Source organism: Microbacterium sp. Gd 4-13 (assembly GCF_003095395.1).
Taxonomy (GTDB): Bacteria; Actinomycetota; Actinomycetes; order Actinomycetales; family Microbacteriaceae; genus Microbacterium.
This window is the reverse complement of record NZ_QEIJ01000002.1, coordinates 96,631-114,264: the sequence shown is the minus strand read 5'-3', so window position 1 is coordinate 114,264 and position 17,634 is coordinate 96,631. Positions and strand designations below refer to the sequence as shown.

Here is a 17,634-nt window from a genome sequence, read left to right as displayed (position 1 = left end):
CCATGTCGAAGCTCATTCTCACGAACGAGGTCACGGGGCTCGGTAGCGCCGGAGACGTCATCGAGGTCAAGGACGGCTACGCCCGTAACTACCTCATCCCCCAGGGATTCGCTGTGGCGTGGACCCGCGGTGGCGAGAAGCAGGTCGCGTCGATTCGCGCGGCCCGTGAATCGCGCGCGATCCACGACCACGAAGAGGCTGTCGCCCTGAAGGACACCCTCGAGTCGAACAAGGTCAAGCTCGCCGTCAAGGCCGGCAACGAAGGTCGCCTCTTCGGCGCCGTCAAGACCGGCGACGTCGCAGACGCCGTCAAGGCCGCCGGTTTCGGCGACCTCGACAAGCGCAAGATCCAGATCACGTCGCCGATCAAGTCGGTCGGCGAGCACGAGGCGACCGTTCGCCTGCGTGACGATCTCACCGCCGTGATCACCCTCCAGGTGGTCGCTGCGAAGTAGTACCGAACGTCGGTCCTTCGGGACCATCGGATGCCGCGGACCCTCAGGGGTTCGCGGCATCCGTCGTTGTACCGCAGTGCGCCGATTGCTCGGCGTCCGAGCGACTCCTCCGGACGCCTATGTCAAGTTTTCGCGGAAGTTATCCCCGAAGTTGTACACATGTGGCGGGAGGTTTCGCAGAACCTTCAACCCACACTTCAAGTCGTCTGGGGAGGACGACATGTGGATACATAAACGCCTGATCAGAGCTTATTTACGTCTCTCAAGTAGGTAGTTCTCTGCAGATTCTCCACAGGTGTTGTACACAGGTCGCCCGGCGTTTCTCGACATCTCTCCACAGAGTTATCCACAGGCCGGTTTGCGAGGGGCTGATCGCCTCCATAGCGTGGGGGCAGCCCACCGAAGAAGCCCCGTCGAGACGCACGATCACCGGTCGTGTCGGAGGTTGGTGGTGACATCTCCCGAAGCGGATCGCACCTCGTCCGCTTCGTTTTTCGGTGCGCTCCGCGCGCCGATGCGCACAACCCCGCGGAGCCCATGAACGGAGACCACGTGTCGATCGCCGACATCTCGGAAGAACGCCTGGGCGGACCCCGCAAGCACGAGCGCACGCCTCCGCATGACCTGCTGGCAGAGCAGAGTGCGCTCGGCGGAATGCTGCTGTCGAAAGACGCCGTCGCCGATGTGATCGAGACGCTGCGAGGGGCCGACTTCTACGTGCCGAAGCACGAGTTGATCTTCGATGCCGTGCTGACCCTCTACTCGCACGGAGAGCCCACCGACGTGGTCGCGGTCACCGACGAGCTCATCAAGACCGGCGAGCTGCAACGCGCAGGCGGTGCCGACTACCTCCACACGCTCACGTCGATCGTGCCGACTGCCGCCAACGCGGGCTACTACGCGTCGATCGTCGCCGAGCGGGCCCTCCTGCGTCGCCTCGTCGAGGCCGGCACGCGCATCGTGCAGATGGGCTACAACGGGCAGGGCGACGCCCTCGACCTCGTCAACAACGCCCAGGCCGAGATCTACAACGTCTCGGGTGCCGAGACGGCTGAAGACTACGTGCCGCTGACGATCGCCGTCGACGCCGCCGTCAACGAGATCGAGGCCGCCCGCGGCCGTGACGGTCAGATGACCGGGATCCCCACGGGGTTCAGCGGACTCGACCAGCTCACCAACGGCCTTCACCCGGGGCAGATGATCATCATCGCCGCGCGGCCCGCCATGGGTAAGTCGACGCTCGCGCTCGACTTCGCCCGTGCGGCGGCCATCAAGCACAACATGCCGACGATCTTCTTCTCGCTCGAGATGGGGCGCAGCGAGATCGCCATGCGTCTCATGAGCGCCGAGGGCGCTATCCCGCTGCAGAACATGCGCAAGGGAACCCTCGACTCCCGCGACTGGACGACGATCGCCGCCACGCGGGGCCGCATCAACGAGGCGCCCCTGTACATCGACGACAGCCCCAACATGACGCTCGTCGAGATCCGCGCGAAGTGTCGCCGTCTCAAGCAGCGCGAGGGTCTGAAGATGGTGGTCATCGACTACCTGCAGCTCATGACGAGCGGCAAGCGCGTCGAGTCGCGCCAGCAAGAGGTCAGCGAGTTCTCGCGTGCGCTCAAGCTGCTCGCGAAGGAGCTCGGCGTTCCCGTCATCGCGCTGTCGCAGCTGAACCGTGGCGCCGAGCAGCGCGCCGACAAGAAGCCCGCCCTCTCCGACCTCCGCGAGTCGGGCTCGATCGAGCAGGACGCCGACATGGTGGTGCTGCTGCACCGCGAAGCGGCGTACGAGAAAGACAGCCCGCGGGCCGGCGAGGCCGACCTGATCGTGGCGAAGCACCGCAACGGTCCGACCGACACGATCACCGTGGCGTTCCAGGGCCACTACTCGCGCTTCACCGACATGGCCGTGGGGATGTAGCGACCCTGGTTGTAGAGGTTTTTCGGAAATGTCCTTTTCGCGGGTGAAATGTCCACGCGATGTCCGTCTGGACATTTCGGTCGACGGGCTCACTCGGTAACGCTCAGGGCCGTCGTGTTTGTATGGGGGCATGAGGCGGTTGATGGGGCGACTTGTCGGGGTGCCTGGCTCCGCGTCGTTTCGGGGCTTTCGTCGCATCGTCTCCGCTGCGAACGAGCATCGGCAGTGGGCCGACGATCTCGATGACGCCGAGTTGTCACGCGCCGCCCGCGAGGCACTGAGCTCGCCTGGTCGTGGTGCTGTGGTCGAACCGACCGCGGAGTTGTTGGCTGTCCTGCGCACAGCTGCCCGGCGTACTCTCGGGCAGGAACCGTTCGACGAGCAGTTGCTTGCGTGCTGCGCGCTTGCAGCGGGCAACGCGGTCGAGATGGACACCGGCGAGGGGAAGACCCTGGCTGGCGCTCTCGCCGCGGCAGCTTTCGTGGTCGCGGGGCGCCGGGTGCATGTGTTGTCGGTGAACGACTATCTCGCGGAGCGGGATGCCGAGTGGATGCAGCCCCTGTTCGAGCTGCTGGACGTCAGTGTCGGCTGGGTTGGTCAGCACACGCCGCCGTCGACGCGGGCTGAGTGGTACCGGCTCGACGTCGTCTATGCACCGGTCAGTGAGGTCGGGTACGACGTGCTCCGCGACCGGTTCGCGACGTCTGATGCTGACCGCGTGCGTCCGGTGCTGGATGTCGCGATCGTCGACGAGGCTGACGCTGTGATGACCGATGAGGCGATGTCGCCGCTCGTTCTCGCCGGAACGTCCACGGAGACCCCCGAAGACTTCGCGTTGGCCGACGCCCTGGTGCAGGAGCTCGACTCCGGCGTGCACTACGCGATCGACGCGGACCAGGCCACCGTCCCGCTCACCGACGCCGGGCTCGATCTCTTGGAGAACCGGCTCGGCGGCGTCAACCTCTACGACACCGCACACACCGGGACGCTCACACGGCTCAACCTCGCCCTCCATGCTCACGTCCTCGTCCGCCGCGACGTCCACTACCTGGTCATCGACGACACGATCAAGCTTGTCAACACAGCGCGAGGCCGCGTCGCACACCAGCAGCGTTGGCCCGATGGGTTGCACGCCGCGGTCGAGGCCAAGGAGCGGCTGACCGTCTCGTCGCCAGGGGTCGTGCTCGACACGCTCACGGTGCAGGATCTGCTGCGTCGCTACACGACCCTGGCGGGGATGAGCGGAACAGTCGTCGCGGTCGCCGAGGAGCTCGCCGAGTTCTACTCGCTCCGTGCCGGCCGAGTCGAACGGCGGCTGCCGAACCAGCGTGTGGATGTTGCTCAGCGCATCTTCCTCGACGATCAGGCCCGGATGGATGCCGTGATGGCGGAGATCCGCGAGCGCCATCGCGAAGGGCAGCCGGTGCTCGTCGGCACGCAGAGCGTCGCCCAATCCGAGCAGTTCGCGGCCGCCTTCGCCGAGGCGGGCATCGAGGCTCAAGTGCTCAACGCCCGCAACGACGCACACGAAGCCACGGTCATCGCAGAGGCAGGCGAGTACGGGGCGGTCACGATCTCCACACAGATGTCAGGGCGCGGCACGGACATCCGTCTCGGTGGCCTTGACGAGCACGATCATCGCCGCGTCGCGGCCAGCGGCGGCCTGGCCGTGCTGCAGATCGGCCGGTATCCCTCCGGCCGCCTCGACGCCCAGCTGCGCGGCCGCTCAGGCAGGCAGGGCGATCCCGGGACGACGCTCACCTTCGTCGCCACCACCGACGAACTGGTGCAGGCTCACGCCACCAACCATCAGCTCGAGAAGATTCGACGGCGAGGGTCGCAACTCGATCAGGCCGCGCTCGGGTCAATCGTCGACCAGGCGCAGCGGATCGCCGAGGGCATCCGACGCGACCGTCACCGCGACACCTGGGACTTCAACCGCGCGATCAGCCGCCAGCGCGACACCGTCCTCGCCGAGCGCGACGAAACCATGAACGGCGATCAAGCCACAGTCGAGGTGAGTCGTCGCATCCCGGAGGAGATCGACCGTCTTGCCGAAGCATCCTCACCGTCTGTTGTCGCGGGTCTCGCCCGTGACGTGGCGTTGTGGTGCTTCGACGAGCAATGGTGCGATCACCTGGCAAACCTGACCGAGATCCGCGACGGCATCCACCTTCAGGCCCTCGCTGGGGTCAACCCGCGCGACGAGTTCCACCGCATCGCCCTGCGCGAGTTCCACGGATTCTTCACTGCGGCCTATGACCATGCCGCTGACATCATCCGTGATGTCACAGCCGCTCAGCTTGGGCAGGGCATCGCCGCGCTCGGGCTTCGCCGCCCATCCGCCACCTGGACGTACATGACGAGCGACAACCCGCTCGGAAGCCCGATGGACCGCGCCGCTCGCGCAGCCGGCAAGTGGATGCGGACCCGCGTGTACCGGATCGAGTAGCGCGGAAGGGTAACGGGTGTTCTCTCCTACGACTGCAGTCGCTCGAAGCTCTGACCGTGGGGGCCGACGAGCGCGACGGGCTGCCGTTGCGGGCGAGGATCGTTCGACCACGGATATCTTCGGTCACCTTCTCGGTGATGAACGGGAGGACGCCGGCACCCTCGTTGCTGATCCAGGTGACACTTTCCATCGACTGCATCAGACGGGCAAACTCTGAACGGCGCTCTTCGGTCAAGTAGACGAGCACGGCGCTGTGGAAGACCACGACGTGGGAGCCGGTGGGTGCCTGTCCGATGAGGGCGGGGATCTCGTCGATGATGTCGCCGGCGACGAGGTGAGGCCGGTCAGCGGCCACGAGTGCTGCCGCGCGGTGGAGGCGGTCGCGGCGCTCCGTGTGTTCGGGCCACACGAGCGTCTCGAGCCAGGCGAGTTGATCCGGGTTCGCTACGTCGATCGGGTTCAGGTCGACGCCCGCGCGCCATGCGACTTCGGGGAGGCGTGCAGTGCTGTTCGCGAGGCTGTCACGCGTTCCAGCCAGTTTCGGAAGAAGGCGCTCGACCTTCTCGAAGGGCTCGACGGCGCGAACGCCCTTCTTGCTCTTGTCGAGAAGCGTCTGGTCTGAGTGGATCCAGGCCCCGACTGGATCCCTGCCTAACTCGCGTTGCGCGCTTCGTTCCTGCGGCGTCGGAGCTTGAACAGCTCGCCGGTCCGCACGATGCGCAACAGGGTGACGAGCAGCAGCCCGCCCGCGAGGTTCAGGCCCAGAACGGGGAGGAACCACAGCACCCAGTCGAGGTAGGTCATCGGTGCGCCGCTGATGATCGCGCCGAAGGCGAACAGCGAATCCAGGATCGAGTGGAAGAGCTGAAAGCCGGCGAGGATGAATCCGCCGGCGACGGCCGCCACGATCTTCGCGGGCTCGGATTCGGTGCCAGCTTGCATCCTCGTCATGAGCGTGATGACGGCACCACCGAGAATCGCCAGAGCTGCGAACTCGAGGTTGAGGGGCGCGTCGATGAAGTGTTGCGCGGTCTCGGCGAGCACCGGATGCCAGTCGGGAAAGGCGGCGACGATAATCGCCATGATCAGCCATCCGCCGATCAGGTTGGACAGCACCGTTCCGCCCCAGAGCTTCAGCATCTGCATCGCGGTGCCCTCGCGGGCCACGAGCGCGGCGACCGGCATGAGGAAGTTCTCGGTGAAAAGTTCGCTGTGTGCGAGGAGGAGGGCGATCAGGCCGACGCTGAAGCCGAGCCCCGCCAGGAGATGGTCGCCGGTCTCGTGGAGGATGCCGAGGTAGACGAGAACGCCGACGCCGACCTCGACTCCGCCCAGGAATCCGGTGACGAGGGTCGCGCGGAAGGTCCGGTGCAGCCGCTCCGCACCCTCGCCGACGACCTCCTCGAATTCGACCTCGATCTCTTCCTCGACCGCCGCGTCGTTGGAGCCGTCCTGGCGTCGTTGCTCTGCACGTGCTTCGCGCGAATGGCTCATCGTGCCATCCTCGCAGTCGCGCGTCGCGGTGGGGCCGCCGTGGGACGCGTGACGTTCACCGCTCGCGACAACCTCGCCTACGGCACCCAGTACCCCACCGCGCAGAGCAGCCGCGTCTCCTCATCCGCATCGGCCGGCGGCTCGATCGCGGGAGGAAACACGCCCCACTGTCGCCACTCGTCGGCGTTCGGCACGACGTGCTCGTTCAGCCCGGCGATCAGCTCGGGGGAGAGGTGGAACGGGATGCCGAAGTGCTTCGCGATCGAGTACGCCTGGAACGCGCGATACGTGGCGAGGTGCGCGAAGCCTTCCGCCGCCGGGTAGTCGCCGTAGGTGAAGCGGAACGTCTCGGCGAAATCGCCCATGCGCACGGCGGCTCCCGCCGCATCGTTCAGAGCGGTGTAGGAGGCGATCGGGTCGTCGCCCAGGAGGTCGGCGTCGGCGAGCGGGTCGCCGTCAGCGGCCGCGCGACCGGCGATCACATCGGGGATCCACGCTTCGTCGTACGCGTGGCTCCCCAGGATTCCGCGCAGCGTGGGCGATTCGAGCTGGCTCCACTCCTGCGGCACGGGGGCGGAGAAGTCGGCGGGGTCGATCCGATCGATGACATCGCGCAGCGCGGCGTCGGCGTGGAGGAAGAGTTCGTCCGGTGTCATGGCGCCGACGGTACTCCCGGCCGCTGACACAGACCAGGCCTCGTGTCGGGTCATGCGTCCACAGGCTCTTCAGCCCTCTCGCTCACTGCCGGGGGTCTCCCTTCTCGAGCGCGTCGCCCGAGCCTGAATCGCCTCACCCGCGCGGGCTGTGGGGCGCGTACACTCGCCGGTCACGACGATGTGGGGATGCCATGACCCAACCGCTGCGCTACGCCATGAACGTCACTCTCGACGGGTGCGTCCACCACGAGGCGGGCCTGCCGCCGGATGCCGAGTCGATGGCGTTCTGGACCGACGAGCTGCGCCGTTCCGACACGCTGCTCTACGGTCGCGTGACGTTCGAGATGATGCGCGCGGCGTGGCGACGACCGGGGTCGGGGGAGTGGCCCGGGTGGATGGGGCCGGACGAGATCCCGTTCGCCGAGAAGATCGACGCGATGCCGAAGCGGGTGGTGTCATCGACCTTGGATACCGTGGACTGGAACGCCGAGCTCGTGCCCGGTGATCTGACCGCCGCCGTGGAGCGGTTGAAGGCGCAACCGGGACGGGGAATCTCGCTCGGCGGGGTGCAGGTGCCGGCGGTGCTCGCTGGGCTCGGGCTCATCGATGAGTACACGTTCGTCGTGCACCCGGTGGTTGCGGGGCGTGGGCCCAGGCTGCTGGAGGGGGTGCCGTTGACGCTGGAGCTGGTGGGGCGGCGGGAGTTCGGGTCGGGGGCCGTGGTGCAGCGGTATCGGCCCGTGGCCCAGGGCAAGCCGTTCCCGGCCGCGCCAGGCGAAGACGACCCTGCCAGCGCCGGGAACCTCGGCCGATGCCGAAGTTCGCGTAGGCGTTGCAGGCGCGGCGGCCGCCGCCGAGGGCGAAGTGGTACAACTCGGGTGGCGGGCGAAACTCAGGGTCGGAGGTGCCCGATCGGCGTGGATTGATCGAGTCGGCGACGGATGCGGCACAGTTGACACAAAGCGGTGTCTGTGGGGAGGGGCCAGTTGAAAGCCATCAAAGTCCTGTTCTGGCCAGTCCTAGCCGTCGCATGCGCCGGATTGGCCTTTGCATTTTTGGTCTTGACCAACATCATGACCGTGCCGAACTTGTTCACCGTGCGAGAGGAGTCCTCGGACTCGCAAATCCGCCTTGCGGTCAGCAGGCAGGAAGAGGTCGCGCTCTTGGCCCTCGCGGTTCAAGGCATAGCGCGGAAGGACACGCAAGGGGAACTGCTCGGCGTCGCCGTGCCGGCGAGTTCTCGCACAACGCTTCTTCAGTACGAATTCACCGCCAAGGTGGGTATCGACGGCGAGAATGTGGTTCTGGATGCCGACGGTGACGGCGGATACGTCGTGCGCGTGCCGCAGTTCGTCTTCGTGGGCTACGACAAGCCCCGCTTCGAGGATCCAATCGAGAACAACGGGGCCATCAGCTGGCTATCGCCGGAGATCGAAGAGACCGAGATGGTTAACGCCGTGCTGAGCGAAGACAACCAGCGGGACTACATCGAGCTCCACCTCGATGAACTCCAGTCCCAGGCGGAGTCCTTCTACACGGGAATCATCACGAGCGTCGATTCATCGGCCCAAGTCACCTTCGAGTTCGCGCAGTGACCGGCGAGGGCATCGTCGCCGACGAGGAGTTCGGCGACCTCGAGGTGATAAGCGATGGCGAGGGGCTCGTCGTCATGGGAGACACCCAACAGGTCGAGAAATTCATGGAGGTCGTGAATCTTCCATCCACGTCGCTGAACCTGAGGAAGCTCCTCCCCTCGGCATCAGTGGGTGCCGCAGCCGTCAACGCTGCTGCGGAGGTTTCCGCGAATGCAGGGCGTTGGATGAAGCTCACCGAGGAGTCCGCCCGCGCCGCACAGGCGCTGCCCCTCGTGAAGAACTCGACCACGCACTTCGTGCACGCGACGACCCGTGCCCCCAACGGTCAGTTCGCCAAGAATCTCCAGTTCGTCACGAAGCCCGGGGCCATGCTCGCGAAACCTGGTGCCATGCTGACCAACCCTGCGATTCTCGCGGGCGTCGGCGGGATCATGGCGCAGTACGCGATGCAGCAGACGATGGAGGAGATCACCGACTATCTCGCCAAGATCGACGCGAAGGTCGATGACGTTCTTCGAGCACAAGAAGACGCGGTCTTCGCGGACATGATCGGTGTCGAGATGCTGGTCGACGAGGCCGTCGTCGTGCGCGACGCTGTGGGGCGGGTGTCGGAGGTGACCTGGTCAAAGCTGCAGGGGTCTGCTGCCACCATCGCACGTACGCAGGCCTATTCATTGCGACAGCTCGATGCTCTCGCTGAGAAGGTCGAGAAGACCGCCAAGATCGCCGATCTCGCGGATCTCGCGAAACAAGGGCAGGAAACGGTCAACCAGTGGTTGGGCGTGATTGCCCGCTGCTTTCAGCTGCAGGAGGCGCTGGGGATGCTTGAGCTGGATCGTGTGCTGGATATCGCTCCTGACGATGTTGATGAGCACCGCATCGCCCTCCAGACAGCCCGCCAACGCCGACGGGATGTCATTCTGCAGACGACGGGCATGTTGCTATCGAGAATGGATGCTGGCGCCGCTCGCGCGAATGCCAAGGTGCTTCTCAACCCCATGTCGGCGACGGCTGTGGTGAACGCCCGGAATCACGTCGCGGGCGGACTCGGAGAGTTTTACGTGGCACTCGGCGTTGCCGAAGATCAGACATCGGTAGAAGCGCGACGCTGGTCGGCAGCGGCTGCCGACGTGCGTGACGGTGTCATCGGCGCAGGTGCCGACGGAGCGCAAGCGGTCGGGCGTTTCGGAAGCGACGTTCTCGAGACCGCACGGATATCAACGGGGCGTCTGGCGGAGAGGCTGGCGAAGCGCCTGCAGCGGGAAGAAGGTTCGGCAAAGGAAGACGCTGGTCGCCGCCCGGAGGAGCCTGAAGAGAGCTGAGCCACGGCGTCCGACGGGCCTGGTCAGGCAACCGTGTGCTCATCGCGGATACGGGACGGTTGCGCGAGTATCGGCATGTGGAGACCTTCAAACGCACACCGTTGCAGCTGTTCAACCTGCCGCAGCACTTCTTCATCCCCCTATTCCAGCGCCCCTACGTGTGGCGCGAAGAGGAGCAGTGGGCTCCACTATGGAGCGACATCCGTCGGGTCGCGGAGAGACGGATTGAAGACCCGCGGTCGACGGCGACCCACTTCCTCGGGGCCGTCGTCCTTCAGAGCAATCAGGCACGAGTCGGCCGACTGACGACATGGAATGTCATCGATGGTCAGCAGCGGCTGACGACGTTACAGCTCCTCGCGGATGCGACATCGGCGATCCTGGCCGATGCCGGCGACTTCCGGCTTGCGGCGCAACTCGAGCGGCTCACGCACAACGACGACGTTTTCGTTGAAGAGGGTGGCAGTCGCCTCAAGGTGCGACATCTCAATAAGGACAGGGCCGCATTTGAGGAGGTGATGACTGCCGAACCACCTGTCGACCACATCGGCCTCGCACACCGTGAATCTCAGATCGTTCTTGCGCACGCGTACTTTTCTCGCATCGTCGAGCAGTGGCTCGGCCCGGTGGATTCAGAAGTGTTCGCGCAGAAGGCAAAGGAACTGGCCACGGTCCTCGTGGACGGGCTGCAGCTCGTGTCCATCGAGCTCGAGGCCTCCGAGAATTCCCAGGAGATTTTCGAGACCCTCAACGCGCGCGGCACACCGCTGACCGCGGCGGATCTCGTGCGCAACTTCGTGTTCCAGCTGCTCGCGGAGCAAGGCGACGACATGGTGAGGGCATACGAAGAAGACTGGCCCTTCGAAACCAAGTTCTGGGCGAAGGAAGTGAGCGTTGGACGCAACCTCCTCAGCCGCAGCTCGCTCTTTATCAATCAGTGGCTTGTAGCCCGAACGGGCGAAGACGTCAGCCCACAGTCGACCTTCACGCGCTTCAAGTCCTACGTCGAGTTGGAGACGTCGGAGTCGATGGCCGAGCTTCTGCGCGTCATCAAGGTGCAGGCGCAGCAGTACGAATCGTGGACGGAGGCTGCCGCTCGTTCAGGCGGAAGCCTGTCCCGTACCGAAACGGCCGTGTACCGCATGCACGCCGCAGGCGTGGAAATCCTCAAGCCACTGCTCATCTGGCTGCATGAGCCGAGCCGAAAGCTGTCAGAAGAGACGATCAACGGGATCATTGACGCCGCTGAGAGCTGGATGGTGCGTAGACAACTTCTGCGTCTGACCGGAAGCGACCTCGGCCGCATCGTCACCGACGTCATCGCCGCCAATTCCCTGGCATCCGAGTCGGAACTCGTCGATCGCGTCGTGAGTCAACTGGCGCGCCTGAATGTCACGAGCACCTACTGGCCCGGCGACGAAGAGATTCGGCAGACGCTGGCCACGGAGTCGGCGTACACGCGCTTCCAAAGGGGTCGACTCCGGATGATTCTCGAAGCCGCGGAAGACGAATACCGTAAGGCGACGGGTCAGCCTCAGATCGAACGGATGGGATACCCGATCGAGCATCTTCTCCCGCGAGCGTGGGCGGAAACGTGGCCCGTCGCTGACCGAGATCAGGCCGAAGATCGACAGGCGCACGTCCACCGACTCGGCAACCTCACGCTGTTGACTCGATCCCTCAACTCGAAAGTGTCGAACAGTGCCTGGTTATCGAAGCGGTCGGCTCTGCAGGACCACAACACCATCACGCTTACCGGTCGAGTGATCAAGCGCACGGAGACCGAACCCTGGGGTGAAACTCTCATCGATGAGCGGACCTCCGAGCTCATTGAGACGCTGCTGCGCGTCTGGCCGGTCCCTGAGGGCCATCACGGGAAAGTCGTCGACCCCCAGACGAAAGCCGGTGACTGGGTCGAGATCAAGCACCTGATTGAAGCTGGGATCGTTGCGGCCGGGGACAGCATCGTCGCGACGCACCGAGACTTCAAGGGGCGCGAGGCGACGCTCACCGCTGAGGGGGCAATCCTCCTCGACGGCAGGCGCTACGCCTCGCCGTCCGCGGCGGGAGCGGCGCTCCGGCAGAGCCCAACCAACGGCTGGTACTTCTGGGCGGTTCGAGACGGTCGCCGACTCCGGGATGTGCGAGCTGAATTCCAGAACTCGATGCCGGCGGACACGTTGTAAGAACCGTCACGGGGGTCACGGCGCCCCGTACCACCGCCCGAAGGGCGGAAACGTCCCGAAGCCGCACCCGGCCCCGCGTCCGCCCGCGCCCCAGCTGGGCGGCGAGGCCATCAGCGGCTACGCCTGGGGCGAGATCCCGGGCGTGCCGCCGATGGGAAACCCGGTGCGGCCGGCCTGCGCGTAACGCGGGCGGGCACGTCGCGGTCGCTGTCAGCTCGCCACGACCGACACGCTCCACGTCACGCCGAACCGGTCGGTCAGCATCCCGAATCGCAGCCGCCGGCGGGGGCGTCTATACGGCGGCCTCGGTGCTGACCGTCGCAGGTCGGCCGTCGTCGGCCGTCGTGGGAGTCGTTTCCGCGGTTCTCGCCCTCGGCGTAGGGTTCTTGAACATCTGCGAGGACACCAGCAGCCTGAACGCCATCTACCTCAACGGTGGGGTGCCCGGCGTGGTCATTCCCAGTTGCTGGGCTCAGTAGAGGAGGTACATGACATGTTCGCCGACAACCGATTTCTCACGCTCGGTCTGATGCTCGGCATCCTGGGCCTCGGGATCGGGGTGGGACTCGTCGTCGCCAGTTTCCTGGTCGGGGTGGGGGCGGCAATGGGGGCCGCGCTGTCCTCGTCCGGGGTGGTCACGATCGTCGTGTTCCTGGTTCTCACTACGGTTCTGACCAGCGCCGCACGGCGGCAGAAGCAGGTGGGTCACTGACCCTGGCCCAGTGAGCGGGGCTTTGCAGCGATGGCACCCACCATCCGCGCGAGGCCCCGCTCGGCATCTCAGCCCTCGAGGAACGCGTCGTCCGTATTCCCGCGCTCGCCGTCGTAGACCGCCGGCTGGTCGGGCCTGTCGATGGGACGCGCACGCCGGTAGCCTGGCGCCACCGCCGTTCGGGCCGAAGGAGACCGCCGTGACCCAACCCCTCCGCTATGGCATCAACGTCTCCCTCGACGGGTGCGTCCACCACGAGGCGGGCCTCCCGCCGGATGCCGAGTCGATGGCGTTCTGGACCGACGAGCTGCGCCGCTCCGACACGCTGCTCTACGGGCGCGTGACGTTCGAGATGATGCGCGCCGCGTGGCGCCGGCCCGAGTCGGGGGAGTGGCCCGACTGGATGGGCGACGACGACGTGCCGTTCGCCGATGTCATCGACCGGATGCCGAAGGTGGTGGCATCCGGGTCACTCGACGCCGTGGATTGGAATGCCGAACTCCTCGACGGCGAGCTCGTGGCCGCGGTGAAGGGACTCAGAGCGCAGTCGGGGCGAGGGATCTCGCTCGGCGGTGTGGTGCTTCCGGCCGCGCTCGCCGCGGCCGGGCTCATCGACGAGTACACGTTCGTGGTGCATCCGGTGATCGCCGGGCGCGGGCCGAGGTTGCTCCACGGGGTGGAGCTGAATCTCGAGCTCATCGAGCGGCGGGAGTTCCGGTCGGGGGTCACGGTGCAGCGGTACCGGCCTGCCGAATAGGGACCGAGCGCTCCGCGTCAGCGCGCGAAATCCGCCACGACGGCCTCCAAAGCGGCGAGTCGGTGGTCGCGGTCGCCGGTGATCTCGACGACATTCGGCCGTCCTCCGGTGACGTCGTCGTCGGCGACGAGGTCGAGCAGGATGTCGTTCATCGCTGCGCGCAGCGGGAGGTCTTCTTCGGTGTGGACGAAGATCTCGTCGGCGGGGGTGAGGGGGAGCACGACGAGAACGTCGACGTGGGCCATGGCATCCCGTGTCATCTCGAGGAGCCGGTCGAGGAGGTCGCGCGGAACCTCTCCACCGGTCAGGTCTTCCCACGCCAGGAGGTACGCGAAGAAGTCGATCGGGCCGCGCTCGGCGATGACGGGGCTCGCGGTCTCACCCGGATGCAGCCGTGCCGCGGAGACTCGCAGCTGGGCCGTGAACAGGGCGGGGCTCGGGGCGTCCCACGCCTCGTCGAGGAGTTCGAACGGATCGGACAGCACGGTGAAACGAGGATGCCGGGCGGCGAAGTCTGCCACGAGCGTGCTCTTTCCGCTCGCGTGGGTCCCGCAGACGACGATACGCACGTCGCGACTCTACGGCGCGGGGTCGCTCACTCCGACGCCGGGGATCCGGCGAGCGATGCGGATCAGCTCAACCCCACGGCCCGCCGGGCGTCAGCCAGGCGATCGGCGAACGGTCGCAGCCGCGCCTTGCGCAGATTCTCCTTCGCGATCCACCGCGCATCGGCGTCGTCCGAGGCGGCGAGCTGCTGAAGCAGGTCGATGCAGGCATCCGGATGACCGACGGTGATGACGCTGATCCCGTAGCCGAGCGCCGCGCGGAGGACGCGCACGTCCTCCGCGCGGCGGAGTTCGGGGCGGGTGGCGAGCAGCGCGTCCGTCGCTTGCAGCACCACCTCGTACGCCTGAGCCGCGTGGGCGGCATCACGCACGAGCCTCGGCTCGGCCACCGCGGCGACCGCCGCCCGGATCAGCAGCGGGTCACCCGAGCGGAGCCAGTCGTCGATCGTCTGCATCCCCGCGCCCCAATCGACGGTGAGCACACGTTGCATGCCTGTCGCGGCGAGCTCGCGGACTCTCCACCGGTGGTCGGAAGCGGCGTGGGTGAGGAGGGCTCGGGCGTCGAGTGATCCCGCCGCGAGCGCTGCGCAGGCGGGCAGGTAGTCGGAGACGTCTTCGGGGATGTCGGCGACGAAGCGTGCGGGGCGAGCGAGCCAGTCGTCGAGGAGCGCGAGCGCGCCCGGCCGATTCTCGACTGCCGTTCTCGCGACCGTGTCGGCGAATTGCGCCGCGAGCTCCATTGGCCCGCGGGCCCGGGAGGCGGCTGCCTGCGACGAGAGCCAGCTAGAGCGGCGCGACGTTCCCGGCCAGGGCATCCGACCACAGGGCGGTCATGTCGAACATCTGGCTACGCCCCCACGAACCATCCATCCGCCCCCAGATCCGACCCGGCCCGAGGCATGTACTGGTCGAAGTACACCCGTGACACGAGTTCGCGGCGGCTGGTGACGCCGGCCTTGTCGAAGATCGACTTCAGGTGGTCTTGCACCGTGTAGGGCGACACGTGCATGGATGCTGCGATCTCTTTCGTGTCGGCGCCGCGCAGCACCGCCCCGACCACCTCGCGCTCGCGTGTGGTGAGTGCGAAGGCGGCGGCCACGATGTCGATGACCTCCTGCGGGCGTGCTTCCTCGATCGTCACGACCACGTCGCCGGCCCGGTCGCCGAGACCGCCGAGCGGTGCGGCATGCAGAACGAGCCACACGCCGTCGGCCGTGCGCGTGCGGGTGCGCGGCATCCGCGGCATGTCTCCGGCGGCGAACCTGCGGGCGCCGCTCACGAGCGCCTGGATGTAGGTGAGGGGGTCGGCGCCGGGCGCGGAGAGTTGCGCGAGCCGCTCCTGAGCGCCGGGGCTCGCCTGTACGACATGATCAGACGCATCGAAGATGATGACGGCCGGGCCCGAGGGGCGCACCGTCTCGCGGCGGGCCAGCTGCGAGAGCAGACCGGTGCGGATGCCGCGCGTCAGGGCCGGCGCGACACTCGACAGGAACGCCAGTTCGTGCGCGTCGAACACGGCGTCCTCGCTGCCGCGTAGAACCGACAGGGTCGCCCACACGCCAGATCGGTCGGCGAACACCACCCGCGCCTCGTCGACGTAACCGAACCGGGGGAGCACCAGGTCGGCCATGCGTTCGATTCGCTCGACCTGACCGCCGGTGGTCGCGTGGATGCCGACGGCGACGCGCCCCGCCGATGCCATCGCGTCGTAGTGGGTGGGGTCGGGTTCGCCGCCGTACTCGATACGCGCCCAGTCGACGTCGGCCTCGTTCTTGCCGTACAGATCGCCGAGCTTGTGGGTGCTGGAGATCATCGAGGTCGCGGGATCCGTGCTCGAGAAGCAGCCCGCGATGAACGGCACGACGGACGCGAGAGCACCCGCGGACTCCGCCATGAAATCCCCCAGGGACAGCCCCGCGCGCGACAGCACATCGATGTCGCTGCGCGCGCGTCCGGCGGCCAGGGCGGTGACCATGGCACCAGTGTGCTCCCCCCGCTCCCGTCACCGCTATCCCAGGATTCTGGGGGGAGGAATTTCCCCCGCCCTCTGGGATGGATGCCCGCCGCCGGCGAGAGCAGAGTCTTCTCGTCACCCACCCGAGAGAACGGAAAACCATGTCTTCTTCTACTGATATCACCCTCGACCAGCGCGCTGAAAAGCTGCGCGATGCGCTCGGCGCCCGCATCGTCTTCGCCGGCGATCCCGACTACGACGCCGTGCGCATGCCGTGGAACGTCGCCGTCGACCAGCGACCGTTCGCGGTCGTCACCCCCGAGTCGGCGGAAGAGGTCGTCGCCGTCGTGCGAGCCGTGACCGCCGCCGGCCTGCGGATGGCCCCGCAGTCCACCGGGCACGCCGCCCCGGGACTCGCCGAGGCCGGCCTCTCCGACACCGTGCTCGTGCGTCTTGCGCGTCTTCGCGGCGTCACGGTGCAGCCCGAGAGCCGCACCGCGATCGTGCTCGGCGGATCCCACTGGAACGACGTGCTCGCCGCGGCCGCGCCGCACGGGCTGACCGCCCTGCACGGCAGCGCAGGCGATGTGTCGGTCGCGGGGTACTCGCTGAGCGGCGGCGTCTCGTTCTACTCCCGCGCCCACGGGCTGGGCATCAACGCCGTGCGCGCCGTGCAGATCGTGACGGCGGACGGGGCGCTGATCCGCGCGAGCGCCGACGAGAACGCCGACCTGTTCTGGGCTGTCCGCGGCGGATCGGGGGCGTTCGGCATCATCGTGTCGCTCGAGATCGACCTGCTCCCCTACGCCGACGTGTTCGCCGGGATGCTGCTGTGGGACGCCTCGTTCACGGCGGCGGTCAGCCGGGCGTGGGCCACCTGGACGGCATCCGCGCCAGAATCTGTCACCTCGACCCTGCGCGTGCTCCACCTCCCGCCGCTGCCCGAACTGCCGCCGTTCCTTTCGGGTCGATCGGTCGTGGTGGTCGACGGCGCCGTGTTGGAGTCGGATGAGCGCGCGACCGAACTGCTTCACTCCCTGCGCGAGCTGCGGCCCGAGATCGACACGTTCTCGCGCATCCCCGCCGACGCCCTCGTGCACGTGCACATGGATCCTCCTCAGCCGACCCCGGCGGTCACCCGCCACCGGATGCTGCGCGCGCTGCCCGAAGACGCCGTCGCCGCCTTCGTCGCAGCATCCAAGGATCCGGGGCTGTTCATCGCCGAGCTGCGGCACGTCGGTGGCGCCGCTGCGCGGCCGGTGCCGGGCGGAGGGGCGGTGTCGGCGGTCGCCGGCGAGTACATCGCGCACTCGGTCGCCGCGGCTCCCGTGCCCGAGGCCATCCCCGGGGCGCTTGCCGCGGCGACGGCCTACGTCGACGCGTTCGAGCCGTGGACCGGTGACGCTCTGGCGCTCACGTTCCTCGACGGCGGCATGGATCGTGCGCCCGGGTTCGGGGCGTCGCTCGATCGCCTGCGCGAGCAGAAGGCGCAGTGGGACCCGCGCAACGTGTTCGCGGCGGCGAACCCGGTGTAAGTGATCGCGGCGGGAGCCGGGGTGGGTGGC

The 17,634-nt window shown here is 67.1% G+C and carries 15 protein-coding genes and 1 pseudogene; 11 read left to right on the top strand and 5 right to left on the bottom strand.

Annotated elements, in window-relative coordinates:
• Positions 1 to 2 precede the first annotated feature (2 nt).
• The 4 genes from rplI to DEA06_RS16495 all read left to right on the top strand — a co-directional run bounded on the left by rplI (position 3) and on the right by DEA06_RS16495 (position 5,449).
• On the top strand, positions 3 to 455 hold the full coding sequence (rplI, locus tag DEA06_RS05315) for a 50S ribosomal protein L9 (RefSeq protein WP_116646936.1): 453 nt from the start codon (positions 3 to 5) through the stop codon (positions 453 to 455).
• 537 nt (positions 456 to 992) lie between these two features.
• Entirely contained in the window at positions 993 to 2,375 is a 1,383-nt protein-coding gene (gene dnaB / locus DEA06_RS05310; protein ID WP_116646935.1) for a replicative DNA helicase, read from the top strand.
• Positions 2,376 to 2,505: 130 nt separating this feature from the next.
• On the top strand, positions 2,506 to 4,827 hold the full coding sequence (gene secA2, locus DEA06_RS05305; protein ID WP_116646934.1) for an accessory Sec system translocase SecA2: 2,322 nt from the start codon (positions 2,506 to 2,508) through the stop codon (positions 4,825 to 4,827).
• 253 nt (positions 4,828 to 5,080) lie between these two features.
• Positions 5,081 to 5,449, top strand: a complete 369-nt coding sequence (locus DEA06_RS16495; RefSeq protein ID WP_165817924.1) for a hypothetical protein — start codon at positions 5,081 to 5,083, stop codon at positions 5,447 to 5,449.
• A 29-nt stretch (positions 5,450 to 5,478) separates the two neighbouring features.
• Here the strand turns inward: DEA06_RS16495 and DEA06_RS05295 are convergent, their stop codons facing one another.
• Together DEA06_RS05295 and DEA06_RS05290 are read right to left on the bottom strand one after the other, a co-directional pair.
• Complete coding sequence (locus DEA06_RS05295; RefSeq protein ID WP_116646932.1) at positions 5,479 to 6,321, bottom strand: formate/nitrite transporter family protein; 843 nt, start codon at positions 6,319 to 6,321, stop codon at positions 5,479 to 5,481.
• 77 nt (positions 6,322 to 6,398) lie between these two features.
• Complete coding sequence (locus tag DEA06_RS05290) at positions 6,399 to 6,977, bottom strand: hypothetical protein (protein WP_116646931.1); 579 nt, start codon at positions 6,975 to 6,977, stop codon at positions 6,399 to 6,401.
• Between the two features lie 191 nt (positions 6,978 to 7,168).
• Here DEA06_RS05290 and DEA06_RS05285 point away from each other — a divergent pair.
• The 6 genes and pseudogenes from DEA06_RS05285 to DEA06_RS05260 form a co-directional block, all read left to right on the top strand.
• Positions 7,169 to 7,717 (top strand): annotated as a pseudogene (locus DEA06_RS05285) (dihydrofolate reductase family protein); the annotation flags it as partial.
• A 321-nt stretch (positions 7,718 to 8,038) separates the two neighbouring features.
• Positions 8,039 to 8,572, top strand: coding sequence for a hypothetical protein (locus DEA06_RS05280; RefSeq protein WP_133241702.1), 534 nt, complete (start codon positions 8,039 to 8,041; stop codon positions 8,570 to 8,572).
• Positions 8,569 to 9,894 (top strand): hypothetical protein, encoded by a 1,326-nt coding sequence (locus tag DEA06_RS05275; protein WP_240606832.1) that lies wholly within the window; start codon positions 8,569 to 8,571, stop codon positions 9,892 to 9,894. The genes DEA06_RS05280 and DEA06_RS05275 overlap by 4 nt, the downstream gene beginning before the upstream one ends.
• A 77-nt stretch (positions 9,895 to 9,971) precedes the next feature.
• The gene (locus DEA06_RS05270; protein WP_116647266.1) at positions 9,972 to 12,080 is read left to right on the top strand and encodes a DUF262 domain-containing protein; all 2,109 of its coding nucleotides are present in this window, start codon (positions 9,972 to 9,974) and stop codon (positions 12,078 to 12,080) included.
• 493 nt (positions 12,081 to 12,573) lie between these two features.
• Positions 12,574 to 12,792 carry a hypothetical protein gene (locus DEA06_RS05265; protein ID WP_116646928.1) on the top strand — a complete coding sequence of 73 codons (219 nt, stop codon included), beginning with the start codon at positions 12,574 to 12,576 and terminating at the stop codon, positions 12,790 to 12,792.
• A 199-nt stretch (positions 12,793 to 12,991) separates the two neighbouring features.
• A complete protein-coding gene (locus DEA06_RS05260) occupies positions 12,992 to 13,549 on the top strand; it encodes a dihydrofolate reductase family protein (protein WP_116646927.1) in 558 nt (185 codons plus the stop codon).
• Between the two features lie 17 nt (positions 13,550 to 13,566).
• Here DEA06_RS05260 and DEA06_RS05255 read toward each other — a convergent pair whose 3' ends face one another.
• From DEA06_RS05255 to DEA06_RS05245, 3 genes are all read right to left on the bottom strand, one after another.
• A complete protein-coding gene (locus DEA06_RS05255) occupies positions 13,567 to 14,118 on the bottom strand; it encodes a hypothetical protein (protein WP_116646926.1) in 552 nt (183 codons plus the stop codon).
• 62 nt (positions 14,119 to 14,180) lie between these two features.
• Positions 14,181 to 14,855, bottom strand: a complete 675-nt coding sequence (locus tag DEA06_RS05250) for a hypothetical protein (protein WP_116646925.1) — start codon at positions 14,853 to 14,855, stop codon at positions 14,181 to 14,183.
• Between the two features lie 107 nt (positions 14,856 to 14,962).
• Positions 14,963 to 16,090, bottom strand: a complete 1,128-nt coding sequence (locus DEA06_RS05245) for a helix-turn-helix transcriptional regulator (protein WP_116646924.1) — start codon at positions 16,088 to 16,090, stop codon at positions 14,963 to 14,965.
• A gap of 140 nt (positions 16,091 to 16,230) precedes the next feature.
• On the opposite strand from DEA06_RS05245, the gene DEA06_RS05240 reads away from it, so the two are divergent.
• Entirely contained in the window at positions 16,231 to 17,604 is a 1,374-nt protein-coding gene (locus DEA06_RS05240; protein WP_116646923.1) for an FAD-binding oxidoreductase, read from the top strand.
• Positions 17,605 to 17,634: the final 30 nt, after the last annotated feature.